We start from the raw sequence: 24,451 nt of genomic DNA on the forward strand, positions 1-24,451 counted from the left end.
CAGATCAGGCCTTCTTCGCCGCGGCCTTCGCGGCTTTCTTGTTCTCCCGCACGCGCGCCAGCGATTCCGGGTCGACGATGTCGGCGACCGACATGTACGCATCAGTGTCGCCGTAGTGCCCGGCCGCCTCACGCCAGCCCGCCGCGTCGACACCCCGCTGCTTGCCGAGCAGGGCCAGAAAAATGCGCGCCTTCTGCTCGCCGAATCCCGGCAACGACTTCAACCGGCGCAGAATCTCGGCACCGTTCGGTTCCCCCTTGGTCCAGATGAGTGAGGCATTGTTGTCCCACTCGTCGCGTACGGCGGCGCACAGCGCCTGGGTGCGTGCGGCCATGGAACCCGGGAACCGGTGGACCGCCGGGCTCTGCTTGAACACCTCGATGAAGGCATCCGGTTCGTAGCCGGCAATCGTCGCGGCATCGACCGATCCGATGCGGTCACGAATCTTCGCCGGGCCCGCGAAGGCGGACTCCATGGTCACCTGCTGGTCGAGGAGCATGCCGACGAGCAGGGCGAGGGGGTTCTCGGTCAACAGGGTGTCGGCGTCGGTGTCGCCGGTGATGTGGAGGTCCATGCTGCAATCCTGCCACTCACCTCCGCTGCCGGTGTGTGCGCAAGCGATTTCAGCGGCCGGAGGCCCGGCGCGGACCCTGGCGGCGGCCGACCCGCAGGGCCGATACGATCGGATCGGCCCTGATCGACGAACCGTTTCGGACAGCGCACAATCGAAGGGCGTAATTGTCGTGACTGGAGTCGTTCTGTGAGCATTTTCGAAGTCGTCGTGCTTTTCGTCGCCGGCACTCTGGCCGGCACGATCAACGCGGTTGTCGGCTCCGGCTCCCTGATCACCTTTCCGGCGTTGTTGGCGCTCGGCTACCCGCCGGTGCTCGCCAATGTCACGAACAACGTCGGCATGGTTCCCGGCTCCGTCGCCAGCACCATCACCTACCGCCGCCTCCTGGCCGGGCAGTGGAAACATCTCAGCGTGATTGCCACGTTCTCGGCTGCGGGCGGTGTCGCGGGAGCTCTGCTGTTGCTGCAGCTGCCCGCCGAGGCGTTTCGGATGATCGTTCCGGCGCTCATCGTGATCGCCCTCCTCCTCGTGGTCTTCGGCCCCATCGTCAAAAGCTGGTCGGCCGCGCACGCCAACCGACCCAATCAACCGGAGAAAAAGGCGCCGCTGTTCACCGCGGCGGCACTGACCGGCGTCTACGGCGGATACTTCGGCGCCGCCCAGGGCGTGCTGTTGTTGGGCTTTCTTCCGCTGCTCATTAAGGGCGGACTCCAACGGGCGAATGCCTACAAGAACGTGATGGCCGGCGCCGCCAACTTCTCGGCAGCACTCGTCTTCGTCGCCTTCAGCGAGGTGGCGTGGTGGGCCGCGCTGGTCATCGCCGTCGGCGCGTTTCTCGGCGGCACGCTCGGTGGACGGTATGGCCAGAAACTGCCGCAGAGTGTCTACCGGGTGTTCATCGTTATCGTCGGTGTCGCGGCGCTCAGCTACTTCGTCGTGACCGGGTAGAGGCGACCGAACCAGCGGCATGACCACGGGCGACGCGCTGCCGGTCGGTGCTCGCGCTCAGAGTTGGAACTGCACGACTCGGCCGGAGTCCCACGGCGTCGCCCAACCCAGCTCGTCAAACAGCCGAGACAGCACCAGAGCGGTAAATCCCCAGATGAGTCGGCCGTCGACCGTGAACGCCGGCATGCGGAGGGTGCGGATGCCGACGGCGTGCTCAGTGTGCGCACGGTTGGCCGGGTCGAGCAGGTCGGCGACCGGAATGCGGAACACCTCGACAGTCTCCTCATGGTCGACGGCCGCGACCTCCGACGGATGCGTCCACCACGCCAGCACCGGTGTGACGAGGTGATTGCTCACGGCCAGCGGAAGCTCGGCCAGCGTGCCGAGCATTTCAAGACCGTCGGGGTCGAGCCCTGTCTCCTCGACCGCTTCCCGGAGCGCGGCGGCCGTGGGATCGACATCCGTTTCCTCGAGGCGGCCGCCCGGGAAGGCGATCTGTCCCGGGTGGCTGCCGAGTGTCGCCGCGCGGCGGAGCAGCAGCACGTCGAGGTCGCGTGGCACCGGGGACACCGCCGATTCCTCGGCAGGTTTTGTCGCCACATCCGCAGGGTGCGGAGTAGCCGCTGGCACCGAATCGAGCACCCCGAACAGGATCAGGACCGCGGCGCGGCGCGCGTGGGCGACGTCGGGCAGGACGCGAGACACGTCGGCGTTCCAATCGATTCCGCGTTCGCAGAGCGCCTGAAGCTCGGCGCGAGGTCCATCGGTCAGCGAGTGCATCTGCTCAGCCTACGAAGGATGCCGGAGAATCGTCGCGTTCCCGGTCTTCTTCACTGCCTGGTAATTCAGACGCGCGTGCACGCCGACGCAAGGCGATGGTTGCAACGACGGCACCAGCGACAACGAGTGCGCCGATCATGACTACGACGTTCGGGATGCTTCCGCCCAGATCCACGACCCAGGACTCGAGGGCGAAGACGGCGCTGGTCGACACGATGCCGCCGAACCCTTCAGCGCCCACGAGGAGAAGGAACACACCGAGGGTCAGCGAGAGCAGCCCCGAGACGATGGCGTGCCAGCTGTTCGTCCAGCGACCGATGCGCAACATTCGGGGCCGAACCCACGCTCGGCGATTCCGCTGGATTCTCTTCCAGACGAGGGCAAGAACGAGCAGCGGCACGGTCATCCCGAGCGCGTAGATCGCAAGCAGGATGCCGCCATAGGTCGGGTTCGCCCCGACCGCTGCCATCGTCAGTACGGAGCCGAGGATGGGACCCGTACACACGCCGGCGACGCCGTAGGCGGCACCAAGCACGTAGACAGTGACGGTGCTCCCCGTGTCGGCCGGGTCGCGGCGACCCACTGCCGGTAGCGAGATGCCGAGCATCTGAACAAGACCAAGCACAATCACCAACACCGCAGCAACGGATATCAATTCGCTTTGATAGCGCAGCAGGAAGGCCCCGATCGTGCCGGCAAGGATGCCGAGAGGGACCAGGGTTGTTACGAGGCCGAGGTAGAAAACGCCGGTGCGGCCCACCAGCGTCGCCGGGTTGGTGAAGGCATAGGCGAAGAAGGCTGGGAGCAGCATCACTGAACAGGGGCTGAGTAGGCTCAAGACCCCACCGAGAAGCGCCCCGAGGTAACCGATATCCATCAGTGGCCCACAGCAGCCAGCTCCTGCGCGATGACCTCGCGGAACACCCCAAGCGGCTGCGCTCCGCGCACGGCGGTATTTCCGACGACAAATGTGGGAGTGCTGGCCACCCCGATCCTCGTCGACTCCTGCGCCTCGCGCGCGACCCTCTGTGCGTGGGCCGGGTCGTCGAGGGCATCCGTGAAGGCCTTGACATCGAGTTCGGGGATCGAGGAGGCGATCGCGAGCAGGGCCTCACTGTCCCAGTTCGTCTTGCTGGTTGGCGAGGTCGCGAAGAGGGCGGCGTTGTACTCCCAGAACAACCCCTGCGCACCCGCGGCATGAGCGGCGATCGCGGCATCCGGCGAAGTTGCGCCGAGCACCGGCGCGTCGCGCCACTCAATGCGCACGAGCCCCGACTCGACATAGTCGGTCAGCACCGTCGGCAGCACCTCGTTGGTGAAGACCGCACAGTAGGCGCATCGGAAGTCGGCATACTCAATGATGACGAGAGGCGCGTCGACCGCACCCTTCGCCGCGGTGTCGGCCGGGTCACGGCGGGCGAGCTGGGAGAGTTGCGGTGCCGCAGACTCGCCGGCCCCGGGTTCTGGCTCCGCCGCGGATGCGCTCGCGGAAGGCGACACCACGGTGCCCGCTTCGGGCTGATTCTGTGCCACAGCGCCGACAATTCCCACCGCGAGGACGACAACGCCACCGATGATCCATGCGGCTGGGCGGCGGAGCCTCCGCCGGGCGCCTCCGCTCATTCTCGCTGCGGATGTTCCTGCGGGTTGTGTTGCCAAAGCTGTGACGCCTCCGGTATCGAGATTCGGGTGATGAGGCGTAGTGAACGACCCCCCTGTACGACGCTACACGAGTGGATGCCTCCGACTCTCGTCGGCCTGATCACTCCTGTCGCGCTGGTTGTCCCGAACTCGCGGAATCAGGTTCGACTCCGGCTAATCTTCCGAATATGGATGCCACAGTGAGCGACGGGAGCACCCCGAGGCGGGTCAGGCACCCGCTTGTCGGATTGGCCGTCGTGGGCGTGAGCCTCACTGTCTGGTGGCCCGCGTTCACGCTCGGCGCGTGGGGGCAACTCTTCTTCGACCAGGTGCTCACCGTCTGGGTGGCGGCAACCGCGACATTTGTGGTCGTCGCGTTCCAGCCCCGACCGTCACCCCACCGTATCCGTCGCCTGATCGCGCTGGCCATTCCGAGCGTCTGGCTCGCGCTCTCCTTCGCCGGGCGCCCCGGTGGCGGTCCGATCCTCGTCGGTATCGACGCGCTCGCCTTCGTCATCGCGATCGCCGGAGTCCCGTTCACCAGCTGGGTTCTGGCCCGCATCTTCTGGCCCGATTTCGGCGACGGCATCCCCCGCCGAATTGTCGCCCTCGGTCTGGCCGTGATCGCACTGATGGTCGTGGCCAGTTTCGTGCTGGGAACCCAGCAAGCTCGTTTTCTGACCTGCCAGGATTTTGCGCTCAGCGGAAATTCAAACCCACCCGGATGCGTGGATGCGACCACCGGCCGCTGACTTCACTGGCTTCGAAGCGGCAGTGGAATCCACGTGTCGGGGGGTGCGACTTCGCCCCGGCAGACGATCGACAATCGCGGGAGAAAGTGCGCCCACCCCTCAATGTGGCCGGCGACCCGGAGGTCGGGCAAGCCACTGTGCAGGAGGTCGACCCGGGTACCTGAGTCGGTGGGTATGAGGGTGAAACTCACCTGGGATGCGCCGGGAGGCAGATCCTCGCTTCCGGCGACGCCCCAGGACACGACGACTCGGTGCGGCCGATCGACCTCCAGAAAGGTGCCACGAATCGGGGAGCCGGCGACGTCGACCTCGAAGACGCCTCCGGCACGCGCGTCGAGTACCGCGTGCTCCCCCATCCACAGGGTGAGTCCTTCCGCCGTCACGAGATACTCGAACACCACCTCCGGACTGGCAGGGATCTCAATCGACGATGCATGTTCAGCCATTGGCTCGATCCCGTCCTGCTTCGACGGCCGTTTGAAGCGCTGCAAGCTTGCCTGGCCAGAAGCCGTCGAGATACGACCGCACTGCCCCGAACCCGTCATCATTCACCAGGAACAAATGCCGGGTTCCCGCCCGAGTTTCGACGACCAACCCGGCGCTTCGGAGCACGCCGAGATGGTGGGATGTCGTTTGCTGCGAGAGGCCGACGCCCCCGGCGATTTCACCGACTGACCGCGGACTCGACTGAATCTCCGTGAGGATCGCGCGCCGGTTTGCATCGGCGAGCGCCCGCAATGCCTGGTCGAGCATCGATGCCGACATCGCTGTCACCTCCGCAATCTAGGTTGCTTCCGTTATACCACCAATAACCCCTTGTACAAGTGGTCATTTGTGGTCTAGGTTGGCGGCAAGATTCCAGGGAGATTCCAGGGAGAACGCATCATGACCAGTACATCAGGCATCAGCACACCCGACACCAGCCCTGTCGCGGCATCCGTCGCCCGCCGCTACATCGAAGCGGTGAGCGCACACGACCTCGCCCCGCTCGATCAGCTTCTCGACGAGGCGTTGGCCGCCCGTTTTGCCGGTGCAACCCTCGACAAATCCGCGTGGATCGGAGCGCTCGGCCGGCTGCTTCCCGCGCTCGTGCGCAATGACATCCGCGAGGTCTTCAGTGCCGGCGACCGCGCCTGTGTCGTCTACGACTTCGTCACGGACACCGAGGCCGGCGCCGTACGCTGCATCGAGCTACTGTCTGTCACCGACGGGCGGATTCGCGAGATTGAACTCGTTCTGGATCGCGTCGCATTCGCACCGGTGAATCAGGCACTCGCCGAGCGCGCCGCGCTCCGGCGTTGACCGCACTCACGGTCGATTCGCCGCGGGCTCGCTCGGCGGAGTCTCCGTCTCAGTCGTGACAACCTCGCTCAGCCGGCTCGACATCGCACCGCTATTGCGTAGAAACAGGATGATCCATCCGAAGACGAGCAAGAACGCGACAAGCTCGACCGCGGTCAGGTTGTAGTAACCGGTGATGAAAAACACCGCAAGCACCACGATCACTCCGACGAAAATGTAGCCGAGCAGCACAAAGACGCGCGGCATTGCGGGAATCCAGCGGCGGAGGCTGAGCACCATTGTCACGAAAATGATCGCCATCCCGCTTGCCGAGACATTGTGGGCCGTGAGGAACTTGTCGACCGGGAAGAGGCCGACACAGGCCAGAAGGATGCCCATCACGACCAACGCGAGCCGCACGAGATTCCGTCCGCGCAATTCTCGTTCGTTCGCAACGGGGATCGCGGCCGTCGCGTAGTGGGCGATGGTCGTCACGATGACGCCGGCGATGATCAGGGTGACGTTGAAGGTGAGCGACGAGACATCGTCGGAGATTCCCAGGGTGCTCAGATTCTTCTGCCACCAGTACGGGTCGGTGGCGCTCAACATGCTTGCGAAGGTACCGACGACGAGGAATGCGGCGAGGATCAGAGAGAAGAGCATCGGGGTGAGGCGCACCGCCGAGAGCACGACGATGTATGCCGTGACGGCAATGGCCGCTCCGGCCAGCACCGCCGCCGCGAGCGAATACACGACGGCACCGGTGAAACTCTTCTCAAGCAGGTTCGCGATGCCCAGCCAGCCGAGCAGTGCGATGATCGCGTGGGCGAGTGCCAGTGCGGCGACGTCGAACCAGTGCAGGCGCACACCCGGCATATCAAGCCGGTTCCAGACTCCGCGACCGTCGTTCCCACGCGAATTCATGATTATTCGCGCCAGTGCGAACACCACAATCGCGGCAATTGCCGAGCCCAGCGCCACGAACTGCCCGATCGAACCCGGGCCGGAGATCGGCAGGTCACCGCTCCCCCAGAACCACAGCGCGGCCACGATGCCCGAAACGACGAAGACGATGGCGCCGACGACAAGCGCCGACGACTCGAGCGACTCCGAGCTCGCAACGGGCCGACGGAGCAACCGTCGGATCGGTGTTGATTGGCTCATCTGACCCTCGCTTTCCTGCGGCGCCTACTTATTCGCATCCGCATTTTGCTTCTTGCCGGCAATTTCAGTCGGGATGCCGCGGGAGAACACCAGAGATCCCACTGCGATCACGATGAGCCCGAAGAACCCCACACGCAGGGATCCGAGCTGGGACTCCTGGTAGATGACGGCAAGCGTTGCGGATTCCTCGGCGGAGAGTCCCGCCTCCCGCGCAAGCTCGTCGACGGTTGCGGCGGGCACGATCTCCACGCCGCCTGCTGTCGCCTCGTTCACAATTGATCGCGCTTCGGGTGAAACGTCGCTGTTGGCAACTCCAGTCGCGAACGACGTCGAGAGGGCGCCGATCAGGATGGACCCGATCAAGGCGGTTCCGAGCGAGGATCCCAAGTTCTGGAACACTCCCTGCAATCCACCGACCTCGCTCGATTCTTTCTCCGACACGCTCGACATGTTCACGTTGCCGAGCTGGGAGGCCAGGAGCCCGAGCGCGGTTCCGGCCAGGAACATTCCCGTGGCGAAGAGTCCACTCCGCAGATCGGGAGTCACCGACCAGAGCAGCAGGAACGCGCTGCCCACAAGAATGAGCTGACCGGTCCTCACGATGCGGCGCGGACCCCAAACCCGCGACAGGCCTGTTCCCACGATCGAGAAGAGGATGAGTGAAATGGAGAGCGGGAAGATCTTGATGCCGGTCTGCAGGGCGTCCAGCCCCAGGGTCATCTGCAGATAGACGGGCACCATGAAGAAGAGCCCGGCGGTGACCGCGTACTGGGCCCCGAGCACGCTCAGGCCACTGCGCAATTGCCGGATTGAGAACTTTTCGACGTGCAACAGTGGCGGGCGGCCGATGGCGACGAGGCGCTGCTGCCGTCGGACGAAGAGGTAGACCAGCACAGCGCCGAGAACAATCAGCCAGGCGGTGAGGGAGATGCCCAGCGGCGCGATCGGTGCTCCCGCGACCTCGGGCGACTGCAGCGGGATGACCCATCCCCAGGTCTTGCTCTGCAGCATCCCGAACACGATGAGCACCAGTCCCGCTGCCGAGAGCAGGACGCTCAACACATCGATGCGCACGGACTGTCGCGGGGTGGGGTCGTTGATCACGCGGGCGAAGAGCACCACCACGGCCATGATCACGACCTCGGCGACGAAGACATAGCGCCAACTGAAGTAGGTGGTGACGAAGCCGCCGATCAGCGGGCCGGCGGCGACCGCGGCACCGGAGACTGCTCCGATTGTCGCGAAAGCCGTGATGCGGGCGCGCCCTTGATAATTGTCGGCGACCAGAGCGGCGATGGCGGGGATGACCAGGACCGCTCCCAGCCCCTCGATAATCGACCAACCGAGGAACAGCAGTTGCACGTTCGGGCTGAAAGCGGTGATCAGCGATCCCAGCGCATAGATGCAGGAGCCGATCACGAAGGCCCGACGACGCCCCCACACGTCGCCGAGCTTCGCGCCGAGCAGCATCATCGACGCCATGGTGAGTGTGTAAAACGTGATCGCCGCCTGCATCGCTGCGACGGTGGTGTCCAGATCGGCGACCACGGTGGAGATCGAAACGTTCATCACGGTGCCGTCGAGCACCATCACGAACTGAGCACAGGCCAAGATGATGACGACAGACCACTTTTTCATGACCTGTGCCCCCCTTCGCCCCGGACTACCCCTCGTCTGAGCGAAGCTCGCGGCCGTGTGCGGTGAGTGCGTAGATGATCAACACGTCCATTCCGATGACGATGATGGCCCACCACGGCTGGGCCGGAATGAGCATCATTTGGACGACAGCGCTCAGGACCGCGAGGATGATGGCAACCACCCGCGCCCAGGTCGCCCCGGTGAACAGCGCCAATGCCGTGAGAATGAGCAGGATGCCGATGATGAGGTTCCACCATCCCCAGCCGGCGACGTCAAAGAGGTAGAGCGAGCCCTCGGTGGCGACGTAGTACGTGTTAGGTCCGATCAGGGCGACGAGGCCCTGGATTCCGCTGAAGATTCCACTGACGAGAATGATGACGCCCGCGAACCGAGCCCAGCCGACCCATCCGGTTTCTTTGACAGTACTCATTTTTCGACCACCTATTCGTTGAAGAGCGAAATGCTCTGCTGTCGACCTCTCGGCCTCGTTGCACTGGTGGAGCTATTACTGAGGGTCATTATGCTCGCGCTCGTCGTCGCCGGTCAATATTTTTGCCTGACGGGTCGGCCCGGGCGCCATGGCTCGTGCTGGCGAGTACTGGCTAGTGCTCGAGACCGACAGCTGTCGTGTGCATGTGGGCGCGTTCACCGTCGTGGTCGAAGATCGTGAGAATCTCTACCGGGCCGTCGTGTGCACCGATGACGTGAGGCACCATCGTCGAGAACTCGGCGGCGTCGCCCTCGCCCACCAAGACGACCCGGTCACCCAGCTGCAAGCTGACGGTTCCGGAGAGCACCGTGAACCATTCGCGGCCCGGGTGCACTTGCACATGCTCTGTTCCGGCCGGCCGTTCGGGCGTGATGCGCATCTTCGCGACCGTCATTCCGCGCGACGACGGCTCGCGCGACAGCAACCATGTCGTCAGCCCGGGAGCGTGTTGTGGTTCTGGTCTGATGATCACGTCGTCGTCATCGATGGGCTCGACCAGTTGATCGAGCGTCGTATCGAGCGCCCGGGCGATGAGCACCAGCTGGTCGAGAGCGATTCTGCGGTGGCCCGTTTCGATGCGGCTCAGCGTCGACGGGCTGAGAAAGCACCGTGCGGCGAGAGTGTCGAGTGACCACCCCCGTGCCAGGCGCAGTCCACGGATGCGTTTCCGCACCACGGATTCCAATTCAATGTCTTGCGGCATACGCAAGAGTGTATGCGCCGAGCGCACAGCGAGGTTAGCGTGGAGGCATGGCAGCTACAGCTCAACACCCTCCGCACGGTCAGGATCAGCACGGTCAGGATCAGCACGGTCAAGCCCAGCACGGTCAAGCCCAGAACCGGCGCAGTCACGGTGCCAGTCGGAGTGCCGAGCACGTGCACGGTACCGAGCACAGCCACGGTGACGAGCACAGCCACATCGACGAGCAGGGCCTGGCCGACATGCTCGATCTCGACGCCGAAGTTCTCGCATCCCAGCTGGCGGAGGTGATCGACTGGGCGGGGCAACTCGCCAGTGGCACTCCCGGAAGAATCGCCGATGTCGGAGCGGGTACCGGAACCGGGAGTTTTGCACTCGCCCGGCGCTTTACCGAGGCGGAGATCGTCGCCCTCGACGTGTCGCCGGGCATGCTCGAGCGTCTCGTCGCGTCATCGATCGAGCAGGGGCTGGCCGAACGAATGAGCATGGTCCAGGCCGATCTCGACGCCGCCTGGCCCGAGGCGGGCCGGTTCGATCTCGTCTGGGCCGCTTCGTCATTGCACCACTTCGCCGAGGTGGATCGGGTGCTTCGCGACATCCTGACCGCTCTGAACCCCGGCGGCCTCTTCGTGGCCGTGGAGATGGATGGGTTTCCCCGCGTGCTCCCCGACGACCTGGGGTTCGGACGTCCCGGCCTCGAGACGCGCCTGCACGACGTCATCTCTCGCCGCGGCTGGAACGCGCACCCCGACTGGCAGGTGAACCTAAAAGCAGCAGGCTTCGAGATGGTTGAACAGCGCGTTTTCACCGCCGATCTGAACCCGGCGCCGCCGATCACTGGTCGCTATGCCCACGCGTTTCTCAGCCGAGTGCGCGCGGGCCTGACCGACGAACTGGCCGCCGACGATCTGGCTGCACTCGATCGCCTTCTGGTGGTTGACGGGCCGGACAGCGTTCTGCAGCGCGGTGACTTGACGGTGCGAAGTAGCCGTACCGCGTGGGCGGCGCGCCGAGCTACTGAGCGCCCAGCGGCCTGAGCACGATCAGTCGACCGCCGATCACCCACTCCGTCACCGCAATCACCCCCGACGCAGTGACGGCGATGCCGTGAGGGCTTCGAAACATCCCGGCCGGCATCGGAGTTCTCTCGACGACATCCCCCGCGAGCGTGTTCGGCCAACCGACTTCTGTCGACGGGGCGCCATCACCGAGCCGCGCCACCACGCGGTCGTCGGGGTCGAATGCGACGATGGCGCCGAACAGCTCGGTAACCCAGAGCAGATTCCCGTCGATGGCGAACCCGGAAGGACTCGACAGCTCTCCCAGCCCGATCGTGCGGAGAAAGCGGCCATCCAGGTCGAGGGCGACGATGCGCTTGTTGCCCCGATCGGCGACCAGCAGCTCAGGACTGTCCCGGCGCGTGTCGACGATGATCGCGTGGGGAGAATCGAAGGCAGTGCCGCTGTCGTTGCCGTCGTCGCTCCAGACCACCTCGCCGTCACGGGAAAAACAGTGAACGTAGCTGGTGCCATAACCGTCGGCGACCCAGACGCGACCGCCGTCCTCCGCCGGCTCACTGGTGACATCCGTCGGCCGCCAGCCTCGGAGCCATTCCGGGAGCTTGGCGGCCTCGAGCGTCTGGAGGATGCTCCCCTCGGCACTCACACGCAGCACCTGTCCCGGCCGATCGATCTCACGGCGCTCACCGCCGTCGCGTGTTCCGTATTTCTCGCCGTGGTCGGCCACCCAGATCGAATAGTCTCCGTCGAACGCGTCAACGCTCATCCCATGGCACTCCGTGACGCCGAGCATCACACCGCGACGTGCATCCGTGTCGGTCACGTACACGAATGCCTGCCCATCGGGAGATGCCGCGATGAAACCGTCGCCCGAGGCGTCGACGACGACCCCGTGATGACCCCAGTCGTTGGTCGGCACCGCGCTGGTCGCATGTTCGCTCCATAGGTAGGCACGCCCCGCCAACTCGATCGTCGGTGTCGACGTGGCGACCTCCGATGTCCAGGTCTTCGTCATTGCTGTCCAAACTGTCGGGGTTGTTCGATGTTCGCCGGTCGACCAGCGGTCTACAGGCCGTCGTCCTCGTGCCAGTGCTCCTGCCAACGCCAGTCGATCGGCTCTGACGCACGCTGGTAGCGGATGTCGGTCGACAGCCGGATGCGACCACCCGGGTCGACGTTGTCGGTGCTGGCATGCACCACGTAGGAGGAATGCACCATGACGTCGCCCGCTTTGAAGTCGGTCAGCAGCCACCGCGCATCGTGCCTTTCCGCCAGCCCGGGCAGGTCCGCGGTCATTGACGCGGCCGGCCGGCGATTTCCGCGCTCCCGCTCATCGGCGAGCGCCCAGTGATGGCTTCCTTCGAGATAGGTCAGTCCGCCCATTTCTGGTGGGCAGTCCCCCAACGGAATCCACATCGAGAGCACGCGTTCGCTTCCTTCACGGAGGTAGACGAGATCGTAGTGTGCTTGTGTGGCCGTGCCGATCCCGGTCTCGCCCGGCATCAAGTGACGGATGATCTTGCGTTTGTGAAGGTGCACGTCGTCGCCGAGAAACCACTCGAACCAGCCCTTTATTTTGGGGTGGGTCGTCAACGCTTCATAGCGCGCGCCTGGCACAATCTCGCTGAAGAGAACGTTGTGCACCGTCTCACGATCGGCGCGAGTCGTGGCGCCGATGCCGTCTGCCGGATCCGTTCCCGGGGCGATGATTCCGGTGTCGGCCAACGTGGTGAAATAGTAGCGGCGAAAGTCGTTGACGAGATCAGCCTCGAGCTGCTGCGGCAAGTAGAGGTAGCCGTCGCGGCGCAGTAGCTCCCAGAGGGCGTCCTTGTCGGCGCGGGCGGATTCCGGAACCGGTTCGAGCCGGCCGAGTCTCGCCTCAGAGTCATCGAGGGTGTATCCGTTGGAGGTAAGCATCCATCAAGGATCGGCGAGTCTTGGACTATGCGCCATAGATTATCCGGTGCGATCATTGGACTTTTCGGCGGCGCCGCCTGAACCTTGGACAATTCGCCCGCTGGTGAAGCTGCACGTCGGCAGCGTCGCGGCTACAGCTTGTCGAGCTCGGTATGAATGGATCGCGCCTGCTGCAGACGGAACACCGTTGGCGCGACGCCGACTCGACGGGTGAACAGTCGCGAGAAGTAGGCCGGATCGTCGTAGCCGACGCGCTCGGCAATCACACCGATGTCGAGCCCCGTCTCGGCCAACAACGCCTGAGCCTTTGCAATCCGCACCTCGATCACGAAGTCGCCCAGTGTGCGCCCGGTGGCGGCCTTGACTCTCGCGCTCAGCACACCCACCGACATCCCGACCTGGCGTGCCCGGTCGGCGACATCCAGTCGGCGCGCGGCATCCTGAGCCAACTGGTTCAGATAGGGGGGAAGATCGGTCGCTTCGTCGCTCGCATCGACTGCATCGACGATGGCGAGCAGGAGGCGTTGGGTGGCGAGTGAAGCCGCCAATTCTGACCGTGCCCCCACCGTCGCCAGGGATGCCCGCAGCTCAGCGAAAAGCAGTTCGGCGCCGTCAATCGGCCGCTCCAGGGATAGCACCGGGTGGGTGCGGTTGCCCACTCCCAGTTCTTCAAACGCGGCGAAAGACTCCCCGGCGAACAATATCCAGTGCTCGTTCCAGCCTTCTCGGTCAGGACCGTAGCCGTGTTCGACGCCCGGGAAGAGCCAGACCACGGCAGGAGCCTGAATAGGGACGCTCGGTGCGCCAAGTGCGGACGTGTAGGTGCCGCTCCCCTCGGAGACGTAGACGAGTCCGCGCGTCGGGAGTTTTCTCTGCCGGAATGGAGGAGAGAATCCCGCTTGCTCCCCCGCGCCATGACAGGCGATCAGAAACTGCCGCACGGCGTTGCGAGGTGTCGCATACAGCGACCACGGTTCAATGATGTCCACTGCGACTGATCCTAGCGAAGCGTGCTGCCCGTAAATCCCAGGGTCCGCGCAGTAGTTAGCTGGGCGGGTCCGAAATCAGGAGTGGAGGTGTGTCGCGGTGGTGGAGAGCAGACTGCTCCGCGGGCGGGACTCCGCCGACACACCTCCGCTCCTCACTTTGAGGTCGGGATCAGACCGAACTGGGCGAGTGGGTGGAGAGGGTGGCGAGGGCGAGAGGGTGGAGAGTGGCCGGCGCAGGCCTCACCACTCCGGCGGGTCAGACCCCAGACTGCGCGCCGGAATCGGCGCAGATGCCAGCATGCCCTCGACGTGAAGGGGCACCACGAGACGCCGAGCCGGTCCCCATTCGGTCTGCTCGATCTCAGGAGCGACGTCATCCGAGCGCTCGGGATCGATCGCCTCCTGCACCCCGACGATTCCGTAACCGGTGAGCAGATGCGCGGTGCGCGCCAACGACAGCGAGGCCCGGCTACCCGTTTCCGAGCGGAGCCGCTGGGTGATCCCGCGAACCGCCGCCGCGGCCATCAGGTAGCCGGTGGCATGGTCGAGTGCCTGCACCGGCAGCGGGGTGGGCTTGTCACGGTGCAGCTCGCGCATCCCGGCGTCCGCGATCCCGGCGCTCATCTGCACCAGGCTGTCGAAGCCGCGCCGGGTCGTCCACTCACTGGACCAGCCGTACGCATCAAGACTGACCTCGATCAGGCCGGGGCGGGCGGCGAGCCGGGTGGCGACATCGAGGCCGACACTGTCAAGGGCGCCCGGCCGATAGCCGTGCACCAACACATCGCAGTCGGCCAGAAGCGCCAGCAGCCGGTGGCGATCATCCGCGCTCTGCAGATCGAGGCGTGCGGAGCGTTTGCCGAGCATGACATCGGGAATGACGCCGGGCTCCTCCCACCACGGCGGGTCGATGCGCAGGACATCGGCGCCGAATAGGGCGAGAAAGCGGGTGGCGATCGGCCCGGCCAACACACGAGTCAGATCAAGCACCCGGATGCCGGCCAACGGGCGAGAAGCATCGAACGGCGCGCGGGGCGACGCCGACCCCCAGCCGGCGCCGGCAGAGTCGCTGTCTCCAGAGCCGGTGTCTGACCAAGCGATGAGCGGTTCGGCCGCGACCCGACGGCCGACCTCACTCTGCTGCCATTCGGACAGTGTCTGCAGGGAAGCTGCGCAGCCACCGGCAGTGACCACCGCAGATTCCAGGGCATCCTTCGTCCACCGGGCCACCGCATCCGCCACCTTCTCGCGCTCGGCGGGCACCCCGAGCACACGGAGGGCAGCGGCTCGGTGCGCCGGTGCATTGGTGTGCAGCCGAATCCAACCGTCGACGGTTCGATAGTCACCGGCGATCGCATCCCACGGCGGCGGCGGTTGCCACCCGTCGGGCCGAATCGACGAGGCGAACCACATCGAGGCCAACCGTCGATCGACCGTGACGGCCGGGCGGGTTCCCGTTGCGGCAGCGACGAGGTCGCTGAGAGCGAGACCGGCAGCGCCGATCGACGCGGTCGCCAGCTCGGTGACCGCAAACACGGAGGGCAGGCTTCCGCGACCCGTCACCGTGACATCCGGTGCCCGACGACCGGATGCCGGACCACCGGACGCGGGAGCCGACACCGGATCGGGCTCCGACGCGAGAATCTGGTCCAGCATGCCCGCGATGATCGCGCCGGAGTCGGCTGGACCCCCGACCGGAGGATCGATGGTGACCATGGAGAACCTGCTTTCTTCGCCGGCGGTGCTGTGCGCTGAGCTCGGACGCGCTGAGCTCAGGCGAGCTGTTTGCGGGGCATCACGACTTCCTTGATGATCAAGATAATCCCGGCGGAGATCGGGATGGCGACCAGCGCGCCGGCCAGGCCGAACAGGGTGGATCCGGCGAGTGCCGAGATGAGCACGACCGAGCCGGGGATTTGGACCGCCTTGCCCATCACCTTCGGGGTGAGAATATATGCCTCCACCTGCATGTAGATGAGCATGAAGATCAGAACGACGATCCCGGACGTCGGCGAGTGGATGAACGCAAGAATCGTCATCGCAATGGTGGTGAGCACCGTTCCAATCAGCGGGATGAGCGTGATGAAGAAGGCAGCGATGCCGATCAAGAATGCTCCGGGAACCCCCGTGACCACCAGCAGAATGACGCTGTAGACCGCGTTGAAGAACGCGAGGATGACCATGCCGCTGAGATAGCTTCCGAAATTCTTGAGGATGCGTTCGGAGTAGTTCATGAACGACTCCCGGTGGGAGGCGGCGACGAGCCGGTAGGCCGCCGCCTTGGTCGAGTCATAGCTCACGATGAAGTAGATGGTCAGGATGGCGATGAAGAAGCCGGACGTGATGGCGTTGACCACCGACAGTCCAAAACCAAGAAGACCGGATCCGACCGCTGCCCAGACCGTCGGGTCGGTGATCTCCGTGGAGACCCACGTCACGAGTGTGTTCAACGCCCCGTTGCTCGCCTCATTGACCTGGTCGAACCAGCCCTGGTCTTTCATTGCCGCGACTTCCTGCGGAATGGTCGTCGCGAAGTAGCTGATCTGATTCACCACGACCGGCAGCACCACCCAGATGATGGTGACGAGCACGGCGACGATGAGCAGGATGACGGTGACGATGGCCCATCCCCGCGAGAACTTGCGGCGTTCGAACCAGCGCACCAGCGGGTCAAGGCCGACCGTTGCGAAGGCAGCGAAGAAGACCGTGAAGAGCAAGGAGCTCAGCCCGTACAACGCGAGGCCGGTCGCCACCGCACCGATAGCGCCGAGCGTGAAGATGTATCCCGATGCAAACGGACCCCGACGCGCTGGAGGCGGCGGAGTTGCGGGGGCCGTCGTAGTGGCGACGTCAACGACATCGGCGACCGGAACTCGCTTCGTTGAACGCATATGCCCCACTCTCGGACTCCCGAGAGTCCTGTTCGAAATACCGAGTCGCGCTCGTGGCCCGATCACCACAATCATTGCGCGAATCGTCTGCTCTACGTCACCACGACGCGCACCCCGAGGCTCCGCTCCTTGCGAGATGGATAGGCTGGTCTCGTGAACATCTCTTCAATCGCGACGCCCACCGGGTGCTGGGAGGTCGTCGGCGGCTCGTCCTCCGGCCTCAGTCCGTCGTTCTGATCTGCCCTCGCCGTTTCGGTGAGACCCGGCACAGCCGTCGCTGTCGTTTTGACCGCCGAGCCGGCGTGCTGTTGTGAACGAGGAATCCCGTGGCGCCAGCGACCCCGGGTTGAACGATTGGAGAATCACCATGCTTGCACTCGACGAAAAGACCATCCGGGCGTCATTCGTCAACGCCTCTCGAAAAGAGGTCAGCGATCTCAGTTTGCCGGCTGATTTCGCGCAGCTCGACTGGAACAAAATCGACTATCTCGGCTGGTGCGACCCCAAGTATGCCCGCCGCGCCTACATCGTCGTTCCCGTCGACGATCAGCTGGTCGGCATCCTTCTGAAACAGGCGGAGGGCTCAGCTCGCTCACGCCCGCAATGCTCCTGGTGCGAAGACGTGCACCTTCCCAACGATGTCGTGCTCTACACCGCGCGCCGCGGCGGGGCCGCCGGACGCAACGGAAACACCGTCGGAACTCTCATCTGCGCTGAGTTCGAGTGCTCGGCAAATGTGCGCAAGCCGCCGCGGATGGCGTACATCGGTTTCGACGTGGAAGCTGCGCGGGAGAAGCGCATCGCCACATTGCGCGAACGAGCAGAGTCGTTTGCGTCTGGGCTGCTGCACGACGTCTAGCGCAGGCTCAAGCCCAGCCGACGAGGCCCGACGCAGCACTCTGCAGCGGGCCTCGCCGGCTCATTCACTGTCTTCTGGCTACGCCGGAGTGGATCGAGTCGGTGTGCCGACGATCAGACGCGCGTCACGACAAACAATTGCCCCTGTTCAGGCTGGATCACCGGCATCACCACTCCGAGCGAGGCGAGCACGGCTCCGCTCAATTCCACACTCGGAGGTCCGTCGGCAAATGTGGCTTGCGAGTGATCCGAATAGCCGCCGGCCGCCGTGACCGGTCCCCACCACGGCGCCGGGCGCATGCTGTTCGGGATGCCCCCGAGCAGCACCGGTTCGACGCGATAGCGGCTCTCGGCTTCGAGCCCCGGCAGGCGAACCCGACCGGGGCTCGAAACGACGGCACGGGCCATCGAGACAAACGAATAGAGCGCCTGCGAACCGTCACTCGCGACGACGCCATGAACGACGAGGGTGTCGTCGGGGTGGTCAAGCCGCACCAATTCACCGTTGTGGAGAACGTCCCGGTACTGCTTGTGCAGATTCACCCAGGCCGTGAGTTCGGCGAGTTCCGCTGAGCTCGTGCCACGCAGGTCAAGCTCGACCCCGAGGTGCCCGAACACAGCGGTCAGGGCACGGAACGAGAGCGAGTGGGTGCGGCCTGTCGTGTGTGAGGTGGCCGAAGCGATGTGCGTGCCCATCAACTCGGGTGGCACAAGCTGGGTCGTCCACCGGTTCATCTGCTGGCGGTCGATCGGATCATTGTTGTCTGACACCCAGACCCGGTCGGTGCGGGCGAGCGCCCCCAGATCGACCCGGCCACCGCCCGACGAGCACGATTCGATTTCAAGACCCGGAAAACGGGCCTTGAGTTCGTCAACCAGCCGGTAGAACGCGAGGGTCTGCTCGTGTACCCCGGCTCGCCCCGTCGACCCGTTGCCTGCGTCGACGAGATCCCGGTTGTGATCCCACTTGATGTAGGCGATCTCATATTCCTCGAGGATCGCGCAGATGGCATCCCGAATGTGGGCATAGCACTCGGGGATGCCCAGGTTCAGAACCTGCTGGTGCCGGGACTCAGGCGGGAGTCGGTCGCCCGCGGACATGATCCACTCGGGATGCGCCCGGGCCAGATCGGAATCGGCGTTGATCATCTCCGGCTCGAACCAGAGCCCGAACTGCATGCCGAGAGCACGCACGTGGTCGACGATCGGGTGCAGCCCATTCGGCCATACCTCCGGTGAGACCGTCCAGTCGCCGAGCCCAGCCCGGTCGTTCCGGCGTCCGCCGAACCAGCCATCGTCGAGAACGAAACGCTCAACGCCGATCTCAGCCGCCTTGTCGGCGAGGTCACGCAGGATGTCTGCGTCATGGTCGAAATACACCGCTTCCCAGACATTGAGGGTGACGGGCCGCACCGACCGCGGGTAATCGGCGCGAGCCCGGAGGTGCCGGTGCATCCGTTTGGCCGACTCGTCGAGCCCGACGCCGTAGATGCCGTAGACCCAGGGGCTTTCATACCGCTCGCCGCGGGCGAGACGCACCTCGCCCGGCAACAGGAGTTCGCCGCCGCCGAGCAGTTGAACGCCGCTCTGCACCCGCTCGATCTGGTGCACGTGATTACCTGACCACCCTGTGTGGATGCCCCAGACCTCACCCTGGGCGAACCCGAACCCGGCCACTCCCGCCGTGAGGATCATTGCGGCGTCCAGGCCGGTGCGGCCGCGACGGGACTCGCGCCGATGCGTGCCGACAGTGATCGCGCGGCGCTGCGGAGCCCGCTCACCGGCCCACCGTCCGGCGAAGTCGAGAGCCTCAGCAGCGATGGACGGGGTCGGCAGGGTGAGCAGCAGATCGTCGAGTTGGTAGATCTGTTCGCCGAGGTTCTCGATCACGGCCTGAACCTTGACGATGCCGGCCTCACTGAGTTCAACGGTAAGAGTCAGTGCCAGTTCGGCTGCGGCATCAGCGGCCGTCACGACGAGCGTTCCCGCGCCGGTGTTGACGACCTTTCGGCGGTTGGCGCTCTCCGCGGCGCCCAGGTGCACACCATCGAGTGCGACAGCGGTCGTCACCCACAGCGGCGACCAGGCGGTTCCTTCGCGGGAACCGCTCACGCCCGGGCGGCCGTCCCAGCCTCGAGAATGCTCGGGCAGAATCGACAACCGCACCGGGACATCCATCTCGCTGGCGGCGATCGGCAGGATGCCGGTGTCTCGCAACGCGGAGAACTCCGGCTCGCTCTGTGCTCCGATGTCTGCGCCCCAGTGCAGCACGGCGGGCAGGGCTCCGTCGCTGAGGTCGAGCACGAGCGCCACGTCTCCGGCGCACATCACGAGTCCAAGGTCGGGAGAAGTTGTCATAGTAAAGTTCCTTTTCATTCGTCTGCTCGACTAGTGTTTACGTCATCATGTTGATTGACTCGACGACCTCGCCCGGATATAGCGCGCCGCGGGCACGCGCATCGATCAACGATGTCGCAGTTCAAGCCGGTGTTTCTGCTCAAACCGTCTCGCGTGTCGCGAACGGCATGAACAATGTGCGACCGGCGACCCGAGAGCGTGTGCTCGCAGCCATGCAGTCGCTCAACTACCGCCCGAACAGCGCCGCTCGAAACCTGAAGGCCGGCCGCTTCCGCAGTATTGGGTTCGTCACCTTCAACCTCGCGACCTTCGGCAATGAGCGCACGCTCAGCGCTGTTGCCGAGGCATCCGAAGCCGCCGGATACACGACAACGCTGTTGCCCGTCGCCGATCCCACCCAGCTCGACGTCGCGGGAGCCTTCGGCCGCCTCGAGGAGCAGGCCGTCGACGGCATCATCTTGGTTATGTCGGCTGAAGTCGGCTCGCTTGACGAGATTTCGATGACCGTCGGGTTGCCGCTCGTCATCGTCGATTCCGACGCGCACCTGCCCTACACGGTCGTCGACACCGACCAGGAGCAGGGTGCGCGCCTTGCCCTGCAGCACCTCTTCGAACTCGGCCACCGCGAAATCGTTCACATCTCCGGTCCCGAGTCGTCCTACTCTGCCCGGCGCCGCGCCGAGGCGTACCGACACGCGATGATCGAGCACGAGCTCGCCGTGCTGCCGGTGCTCACCGGCGACTGGTCGGCCGCATCGGGCCTGGAACTGGGGCGAGCGATGCTCACCGGCGACCGCGTGCCGACCGCAGTCTTCGCAGCCAACGACCAGATGGCGCTCGGAGTCATGCACGCGATCCACGACCACGGACTCCGCGTTCCCGAAGACATCAGTGTGATCGGATTCGACGACGTCGACGGCGCCGCCGAGTTCTGGCCGGCGCTCACCACCGTTCACCAGAACCTCGACGAGGTCGGCCGCCAGGCCGCAACTTTGCTGCTCGCCCTCATCGACGGCGAGCCCGACGACAAGCAGAAGATCCTCGTGCAGACCAGGCTCGTCGTGCGTGACAGCACCGGGCAGGTGCGCGCCGACTGAACGCTGCTGGATTGAGGACAGCCGAGCTCCGTTCAGCTCGGCTGAGGACGGCCCCGCTGAGCGCAGCTCGATCGAGGCCACCGGGCGCATCCCCGGGGGCCGGATAGACCGGTGTTCCATGTCGTCAGGCCTCGGCGGATCCGAGGTTCGGGCGGGCCACGAAACGCACGGTGGCGGATGCGGCCCCCGCGGTCTCGAAGACGACGATCTCGTTGGCCCCCTGTCGCAGCACCGGTGCGGGTACGAAGAGTGTGCGCTGCGGTCCGCGGCTCCAGTAGCGACCGAGGTTGAACCCGTTCAGCCACACCACGCCCTTGCCCCAGCCGTGCGTGTCGAGGTGCAGATCGTGAGTCTCGCCGAGTGTGAACGTGCCGCGCGCGAACGCCGGCCCGCTCAGCGGCCCAGGGACGTCGGAAGCTGAGGCCTCGAGGGCTGCTCGGATCGCGGGATTGAGGCTTCCGCCGTCTTCGAGTGCGACCGAGCCCGCCGTCCAGTCGGTGAGCGGTTCGCCGTCCAGGGTCACCGGACCAATGAGGCCCTTGGCCTCGCCGATGCGCGGGCCGTAATTCACGCCGCCCATGAACTCCACCAACAGCGTGAGTTCCCCCTGCGCCTGGGGCGGGAGCGGAATCATCCGATCATGGTGGTCGCGGTTGAGGATGCCGACGGGGCTGCCGTCGAGGAACAGCTGCGCTCGGTCGCGCACCTCGGCGAAGGCGAGCAGGCCTCCGTGCGCGAGCTGGGTGGAGTAGAGCGCAAAACCGCGGGACGAGCCGAGCTGGCGTGCATCCGGAAGCTGTTCGAAACTCGAGCCCGCCACAATCGGCATGCTGCCAAGCGGTGCGCTGCGGTCGAGCGACACGGTGAAGGCGGGAGCGTCGACCCGCTCGGCAGGTCGTTCGTCCGGAACGTGGCCGTACTTCGCGAGCACATCGCGGAACCGCCAGTACTTCTCGGTGGGCGTGCCATCCTCAGCAAGAGGGGCGTCATAGTCATACGACGTGATATTCGGCCGATAGGTGCCCTTGTCATCGGCACCCGAGGTGAATCCGAAGTTCGTGCCGCCGTGGAACATGTAGATGTTCACGGAGGCCCCGGCTGCCAGCAGCTCATCGAGCTCGCGCGCTGAATCTGCAGCGGAAGTGGTGCGGTGCGGCGCCCCCCAGGCGTCGAACCAGCCGCACCAGAATTCGGAACACATGAGCGGTCCCGTCGGCTGGTGCCGGCGCAGTGTGGCGAGCCGTTCGGTTGCCCGGGACCCGAACGATCCGGTCCTGTGCAATTCGTCGAGGCTGCCGTGCGACAGCATCGCGTCGGTCGGCTGGTCGACAGTGGTCAGGGGCACTTCGATACCCTGTTCTCTGGTCAGGGATGTCAGCGCGCGCAGGTAGTCGGAGTCGGAACCGTAAGCGCCGTACTCGTTTTCAATCTGCACGAGGATGACCGGGCCTCCGTGCTGAACCTGCCGCGGCACGACGATCTCGTACACGGCCCGAAGATATTCGGACACCGCCTCGAGATAGAGCGGGTCGCTGGTTCGAATCGTCATCGCCGGATCACTGGTGAGCCAACCGGGCAGGCCCCCGTCGGTCCATTCGGCGCAGATGTACGGGCCGGGCCGCACGATGGCGTGCATCCCCTCGGCGTGAACAAGCTCGAGGAACCGGGCGAGGTCGAGCTGTCCGTCGGTGCGGAACTCGCCGCGGGAGGGTGAGTGCTCGTTCCACGGCACGTACGTCTCGATGGTGTTCAGGCCCATCAGTCGGGCCTTGTGGATGCGGTCGGCCCACTGATCGGGGTGCACGCGAAAGTAGTGGAGTGCGCCGGCAAGCACGCGATACGGCGAGCCATCGAGCAGAAAGTCGGTGTCACCGATGGAGAAGGTAGGCATGCGCTGTCCTGTCGTGTTACTGACCGCGGGGTGCCTGCCACGATGGCAGACACCCCGCGATTGGGTGCAGGTGTTACGTGTTACGTGTTGACTACTTGTTGACCGAGAAGCCCTGCGTGTTGCCGTACTCGACGAGCGTCTTCTGCCACTCTTCGAATGCTGCGTTCAGGTCGGTTCCGGCGCCGAGTGCTGCGCCGACCGAGTCGGAGAACACGTTGTTGGCGTAGCCCTGGTAGGGCAGGTACTGCCATCCGGGAACAACCGACTCGGACGACGCCGCGCCGATCTGGTTCGCCGGCTGACCGCCGTAGGCGGGGAACGGCTTGTTCAGCCACTCCGGGTTGCTGAGGTCGGCTGTTGTCGACGGGAAGCCGTTCTCATTCAGGAGCGCGCGTCCGTCGCCGTCGGCGAAGTACTTCAGCACCGCTGCTGCGGCGGCCTTGTTCTTGCTCTGGTCGGTGACGGAGAGTGCGCTTCCACCGTTCTCGGCGGAGGCGGGCTGTCCATCCCATGACGGCATCGGTGCGACGGCCCACTTACCGGCGGTTCCGTAATCGTCCATGCCGCCGATCATCCAGGAGCCCATCATCAAGGTTCCGAGCTTGTCCTGGGTCAGCGCCTTGGTCCACTCGTCGGACCAGGTAGCAACCGGGGAGAGTTCACCGTTGCTGAGACGGCTGTTCCAGAAGTCCGCGAACTTCTTGGAGCCCTCATCCTGCAGGTTGATCGTGACGTTCTCGCCATCGACAGCGAACGGCTGGCCGCCGGATGCCCAGATCATGCTGGTCACGAAGCCGGCATCGCCGCTGTTTGCGATGTAGGCCTCGGGGTCGGCGGCGTGGATCTTGGCGCTGGCGTCAGCCCACTCGTCCCACGTGGTCGGAGCCGCGGCGACGCCCGACTTCGCGTAGAGGTCCTTGTTGTAGATCATGACCATGGGGCCGGAGTCCATTGGCAGGGCGACGAGCTTGTCCTGCAGGTTGACGGAGTTCCACGTTGACGCGGTAAAGGCGTCCTTGAAGCTGTCCAGGCCGTACGGCGTCAGATCGGCGAGCGCCTTGCCCATGGTGAGCTGCGGCAGGGTCTGGTACTCAACCGGCACGAGGTCAGGGGCGCCCTTGCCCGCCTTGACCGCGTTCTGCAGCTTGGTGACCACGGCATCCGGGTTCTCCAGCTTGACCACGTCGAACGTGATGTCCGGGTACTTCGCAGTGAAGGCATCCGCGAGGTCCTGGGTGCTGTCGCTCCAGGTCCACCAGGTGAGCTTCGTGGGCACAGTGACCGCTGCATCGAGGTCGGTCGAGCCTTCGCTGGAGCCTCCCGCTGCAGCGCTGCAGCCCGAGAGTGCTCCGACGAGGAGCGCGCCGGCGCCGACGACGGCGCCAAATCGCGCCCATCGGCTTGTTGTCATTTTTTCCATTGTGATTCCCTTCGCTTGGTGTTGGGGGTGTAGCTCCGGACGA

General features: G+C 65.1%; 24 protein-coding genes. 6 read left to right on the plus strand and 18 right to left on the minus strand.

The annotated features are described in order from the left end of the window. Window positions 1-4: 4 nt before the first annotated feature. Entirely contained in the window at window positions 5-574 is a 570-nt protein-coding gene (locus tag AC1DCF_RS10120; protein ID WP_477210883.1) for an HhH-GPD-type base excision DNA repair protein, read from the minus strand. 186 nt (window positions 575-760) lie between these two features. Here AC1DCF_RS10120 and AC1DCF_RS10125 point away from each other — a divergent pair, with 186 nt between their 5' ends. Further along, the gene (locus AC1DCF_RS10125) at window positions 761-1,522 is read left to right on the plus strand and encodes a sulfite exporter TauE/SafE family protein (protein ID WP_477210884.1); all 762 of its coding nucleotides are present in this window, start codon (window positions 761-763) and stop codon (window positions 1,520-1,522) included. 57 nt (window positions 1,523-1,579) lie between these two features. On the opposite strand, the gene AC1DCF_RS10130 is transcribed toward AC1DCF_RS10125, so the two are convergent. The 3 genes from AC1DCF_RS10130 to AC1DCF_RS10140 are packed head-to-tail and all read right to left on the minus strand — an operon-like array spanning window position 1,580 to window position 3,835. Beyond that, window positions 1,580-2,302, minus strand: coding sequence for an NUDIX hydrolase (locus AC1DCF_RS10130; RefSeq protein WP_477210885.1), 723 nt, complete (start codon window positions 2,300-2,302; stop codon window positions 1,580-1,582). Between the two features lie 4 nt (window positions 2,303-2,306). After that, a complete protein-coding gene (locus AC1DCF_RS10135; RefSeq protein ID WP_477210886.1) occupies window positions 2,307-3,179 on the minus strand; it encodes a cytochrome c biogenesis CcdA family protein in 873 nt (290 codons plus the stop codon). Continuing rightward, window positions 3,179-3,835: a DsbA family protein gene (locus AC1DCF_RS10140; RefSeq protein WP_477210887.1), complete on the minus strand. Its 657-nt coding sequence runs from the start codon at window positions 3,833-3,835 to the stop codon at window positions 3,179-3,181. Before AC1DCF_RS10140 ends, AC1DCF_RS10135 begins: the two co-directional genes overlap by 1 nt. A gap of 308 nt (window positions 3,836-4,143) precedes the next feature. Between AC1DCF_RS10140 and AC1DCF_RS10145 the strand changes: the two genes are divergently transcribed. Continuing rightward, window positions 4,144-4,695 carry a hypothetical protein gene (locus AC1DCF_RS10145; protein ID WP_441789126.1) on the plus strand — a complete coding sequence of 184 codons (552 nt, stop codon included), beginning with the start codon at window positions 4,144-4,146 and terminating at the stop codon, window positions 4,693-4,695. A gap of 2 nt (window positions 4,696-4,697) precedes the next feature. Here the strand turns inward: AC1DCF_RS10145 and AC1DCF_RS10150 are convergent, their stop codons facing one another. Further along, window positions 4,698-5,141, minus strand: a complete 444-nt coding sequence (locus AC1DCF_RS10150) for an SRPBCC family protein (protein WP_477210888.1) — start codon at window positions 5,139-5,141, stop codon at window positions 4,698-4,700. Then, window positions 5,134-5,460, minus strand: a complete 327-nt coding sequence (locus AC1DCF_RS10155) for an ArsR/SmtB family transcription factor (RefSeq protein ID WP_477210926.1) — start codon at window positions 5,458-5,460, stop codon at window positions 5,134-5,136. Before AC1DCF_RS10155 ends, AC1DCF_RS10150 begins: the two co-directional genes overlap by 8 nt. Before the next feature lie 120 nt (window positions 5,461-5,580). On the opposite strand from AC1DCF_RS10155, the gene AC1DCF_RS10160 reads away from it, so the two are divergent. Beyond that, complete coding sequence (locus AC1DCF_RS10160) at window positions 5,581-5,997, plus strand: nuclear transport factor 2 family protein (protein WP_477210889.1); 417 nt, start codon at window positions 5,581-5,583, stop codon at window positions 5,995-5,997. A gap of 6 nt (window positions 5,998-6,003) precedes the next feature. On the opposite strand, the gene AC1DCF_RS10165 is transcribed toward AC1DCF_RS10160, so the two are convergent. From AC1DCF_RS10165 to AC1DCF_RS10180, 4 genes are all read right to left on the minus strand, one after another. Beyond that, window positions 6,004-7,140: a DUF998 domain-containing protein gene (locus AC1DCF_RS10165; RefSeq protein ID WP_477210890.1), complete on the minus strand. Its 1,137-nt coding sequence runs from the start codon at window positions 7,138-7,140 to the stop codon at window positions 6,004-6,006. A gap of 24 nt (window positions 7,141-7,164) precedes the next feature. Beyond that, complete coding sequence (locus AC1DCF_RS10170) at window positions 7,165-8,778, minus strand: MFS transporter (protein ID WP_477210891.1); 1,614 nt, start codon at window positions 8,776-8,778, stop codon at window positions 7,165-7,167. Window positions 8,779-8,803: 25 nt separating this feature from the next. Beyond that, on the minus strand, window positions 8,804-9,208 hold the full coding sequence (locus AC1DCF_RS10175) for a DUF7144 family membrane protein (RefSeq protein ID WP_477210892.1): 405 nt from the start codon (window positions 9,206-9,208) through the stop codon (window positions 8,804-8,806). 172 nt (window positions 9,209-9,380) lie between these two features. Then, window positions 9,381-9,971 (minus strand): helix-turn-helix domain-containing protein, encoded by a 591-nt coding sequence (locus AC1DCF_RS10180; RefSeq protein WP_477210893.1) that lies wholly within the window; start codon window positions 9,969-9,971, stop codon window positions 9,381-9,383. A gap of 47 nt (window positions 9,972-10,018) precedes the next feature. On the opposite strand from AC1DCF_RS10180, the gene AC1DCF_RS10185 reads away from it, so the two are divergent. Then, complete coding sequence (locus AC1DCF_RS10185) at window positions 10,019-11,005, plus strand: class I SAM-dependent methyltransferase (RefSeq protein WP_477210894.1); 987 nt, start codon at window positions 10,019-10,021, stop codon at window positions 11,003-11,005. On the opposite strand, the gene AC1DCF_RS10190 is transcribed toward AC1DCF_RS10185, so the two are convergent. The 5 genes from AC1DCF_RS10190 to AC1DCF_RS10210 all read right to left on the minus strand — a co-directional run bounded on the left by AC1DCF_RS10190 (window position 10,983) and on the right by AC1DCF_RS10210 (window position 16,784). Further along, a complete protein-coding gene (locus AC1DCF_RS10190) occupies window positions 10,983-12,002 on the minus strand; it encodes an NHL repeat-containing protein (RefSeq protein ID WP_477210895.1) in 1,020 nt (339 codons plus the stop codon). The genes AC1DCF_RS10185 and AC1DCF_RS10190 overlap by 23 nt on opposite strands. A 50-nt stretch (window positions 12,003-12,052) precedes the next feature. After that, entirely contained in the window at window positions 12,053-12,904 is an 852-nt protein-coding gene (locus AC1DCF_RS10195) for a phytanoyl-CoA dioxygenase family protein (protein ID WP_477210896.1), read from the minus strand. Between the two features lie 131 nt (window positions 12,905-13,035). After that, window positions 13,036-13,893, minus strand: coding sequence for a helix-turn-helix domain-containing protein (locus AC1DCF_RS10200; RefSeq protein WP_477210897.1), 858 nt, complete (start codon window positions 13,891-13,893; stop codon window positions 13,036-13,038). A 240-nt stretch (window positions 13,894-14,133) separates the two neighbouring features. After that, entirely contained in the window at window positions 14,134-15,609 is a 1,476-nt protein-coding gene (locus AC1DCF_RS10205) for a CoA transferase (protein WP_477210898.1), read from the minus strand. A gap of 56 nt (window positions 15,610-15,665) precedes the next feature. Then, window positions 15,666-16,784: an AI-2E family transporter gene (locus AC1DCF_RS10210; protein WP_477210899.1), complete on the minus strand. Its 1,119-nt coding sequence runs from the start codon at window positions 16,782-16,784 to the stop codon at window positions 15,666-15,668. A 367-nt stretch (window positions 16,785-17,151) separates the two neighbouring features. On the opposite strand from AC1DCF_RS10210, the gene AC1DCF_RS10215 reads away from it, so the two are divergent. Continuing rightward, the gene (locus AC1DCF_RS10215; protein ID WP_477210900.1) at window positions 17,152-17,643 is read left to right on the plus strand and encodes an FBP domain-containing protein; all 492 of its coding nucleotides are present in this window, start codon (window positions 17,152-17,154) and stop codon (window positions 17,641-17,643) included. Between the two features lie 113 nt (window positions 17,644-17,756). Here the strand turns inward: AC1DCF_RS10215 and AC1DCF_RS10220 are convergent, their stop codons facing one another. Beyond that, entirely contained in the window at window positions 17,757-20,000 is a 2,244-nt protein-coding gene (locus tag AC1DCF_RS10220; RefSeq protein ID WP_477210901.1) for an alpha-galactosidase, read from the minus strand. A 47-nt stretch (window positions 20,001-20,047) separates the two neighbouring features. Here AC1DCF_RS10220 and AC1DCF_RS10225 point away from each other — a divergent pair, with 47 nt between their 5' ends. Next, window positions 20,048-21,097, plus strand: a complete 1,050-nt coding sequence (locus tag AC1DCF_RS10225) for a LacI family DNA-binding transcriptional regulator (protein ID WP_477210902.1) — start codon at window positions 20,048-20,050, stop codon at window positions 21,095-21,097. A 124-nt stretch (window positions 21,098-21,221) separates the two neighbouring features. Here the strand turns inward: AC1DCF_RS10225 and AC1DCF_RS10230 are convergent, their stop codons facing one another. Both AC1DCF_RS10230 and AC1DCF_RS10235 read right to left on the minus strand, forming a co-directional pair. Continuing rightward, on the minus strand, window positions 21,222-22,988 hold the full coding sequence (locus AC1DCF_RS10230) for a glycoside hydrolase family 35 protein (protein WP_477210903.1): 1,767 nt from the start codon (window positions 22,986-22,988) through the stop codon (window positions 21,222-21,224). A 91-nt stretch (window positions 22,989-23,079) separates the two neighbouring features. Beyond that, window positions 23,080-24,399, minus strand: a complete 1,320-nt coding sequence (locus tag AC1DCF_RS10235) for an ABC transporter substrate-binding protein (RefSeq protein WP_477210904.1) — start codon at window positions 24,397-24,399, stop codon at window positions 23,080-23,082. Window positions 24,400-24,451: the final 52 nt, after the last annotated feature.

It is taken from the genome of Leifsonia sp. 10L418 (genome assembly GCF_056395445.1).

What these genes read in the sequence shown, in the direction of transcription:
- AC1DCF_RS10120 (WP_477210883.1), bottom strand. Translation starts at nt 574, where the DNA reads ATGGACCTCCACATCACCGGCGACACCGACGCCGACACCCTGTTGACC.
- AC1DCF_RS10130 (WP_477210885.1), bottom strand. Translation starts at nt 2,302, where the DNA reads ATGCACTCGCTGACCGATGGACCTCGCGCCGAGCTTCAGGCGCTCTGC.
- AC1DCF_RS10135 (WP_477210886.1), bottom strand. Translation starts at nt 3,179, where the DNA reads ATGGATATCGGTTACCTCGGGGCGCTTCTCGGTGGGGTCTTGAGCCTA.
- AC1DCF_RS10150 (WP_477210888.1), bottom strand. Translation starts at nt 5,141, where the DNA reads ATGGCTGAACATGCATCGTCGATTGAGATCCCTGCCAGTCCGGAGGTG.
- AC1DCF_RS10155 (WP_477210926.1), bottom strand. Translation starts at nt 5,460, where the DNA reads ATGTCGGCATCGATGCTCGACCAGGCATTGCGGGCGCTCGCCGATGCA.
- AC1DCF_RS10160 (WP_477210889.1), top strand. Translation starts at nt 5,581, where the DNA reads ATGACCAGTACATCAGGCATCAGCACACCCGACACCAGCCCTGTCGCG.
- AC1DCF_RS10165 (WP_477210890.1), bottom strand. Translation starts at nt 7,140, where the DNA reads ATGAGCCAATCAACACCGATCCGACGGTTGCTCCGTCGGCCCGTTGCG.
- AC1DCF_RS10170 (WP_477210891.1), bottom strand. Translation starts at nt 8,778, where the DNA reads ATGAAAAAGTGGTCTGTCGTCATCATCTTGGCCTGTGCTCAGTTCGTG.
- AC1DCF_RS10175 (WP_477210892.1), bottom strand. Translation starts at nt 9,208, where the DNA reads ATGAGTACTGTCAAAGAAACCGGATGGGTCGGCTGGGCTCGGTTCGCG.
- AC1DCF_RS10180 (WP_477210893.1), bottom strand. Translation starts at nt 9,971, where the DNA reads ATGCCGCAAGACATTGAATTGGAATCCGTGGTGCGGAAACGCATCCGT.
- AC1DCF_RS10185 (WP_477210894.1), top strand. Translation starts at nt 10,019, where the DNA reads ATGGCAGCTACAGCTCAACACCCTCCGCACGGTCAGGATCAGCACGGT.
- AC1DCF_RS10190 (WP_477210895.1), bottom strand. Translation starts at nt 12,002, where the DNA reads ATGACGAAGACCTGGACATCGGAGGTCGCCACGTCGACACCGACGATC.
- AC1DCF_RS10195 (WP_477210896.1), bottom strand. Translation starts at nt 12,904, where the DNA reads ATGCTTACCTCCAACGGATACACCCTCGATGACTCTGAGGCGAGACTC.
- AC1DCF_RS10205 (WP_477210898.1), bottom strand. Translation starts at nt 15,609, where the DNA reads ATGGTCACCATCGATCCTCCGGTCGGGGGTCCAGCCGACTCCGGCGCG.
- AC1DCF_RS10210 (WP_477210899.1), bottom strand. Translation starts at nt 16,784, where the DNA reads ATGCGTTCAACGAAGCGAGTTCCGGTCGCCGATGTCGTTGACGTCGCC.
- AC1DCF_RS10215 (WP_477210900.1), top strand. Translation starts at nt 17,152, where the DNA reads ATGCTTGCACTCGACGAAAAGACCATCCGGGCGTCATTCGTCAACGCC.
- AC1DCF_RS10220 (WP_477210901.1), bottom strand. Translation starts at nt 20,000, where the DNA reads ATGACAACTTCTCCCGACCTTGGACTCGTGATGTGCGCCGGAGACGTG.
- AC1DCF_RS10225 (WP_477210902.1), top strand. Translation starts at nt 20,048, where the DNA reads ATGTTGATTGACTCGACGACCTCGCCCGGATATAGCGCGCCGCGGGCA.
- AC1DCF_RS10230 (WP_477210903.1), bottom strand. Translation starts at nt 22,988, where the DNA reads ATGCCTACCTTCTCCATCGGTGACACCGACTTTCTGCTCGATGGCTCG.
- AC1DCF_RS10235 (WP_477210904.1), bottom strand. Translation starts at nt 24,399, where the DNA reads ATGACAACAAGCCGATGGGCGCGATTTGGCGCCGTCGTCGGCGCCGGC.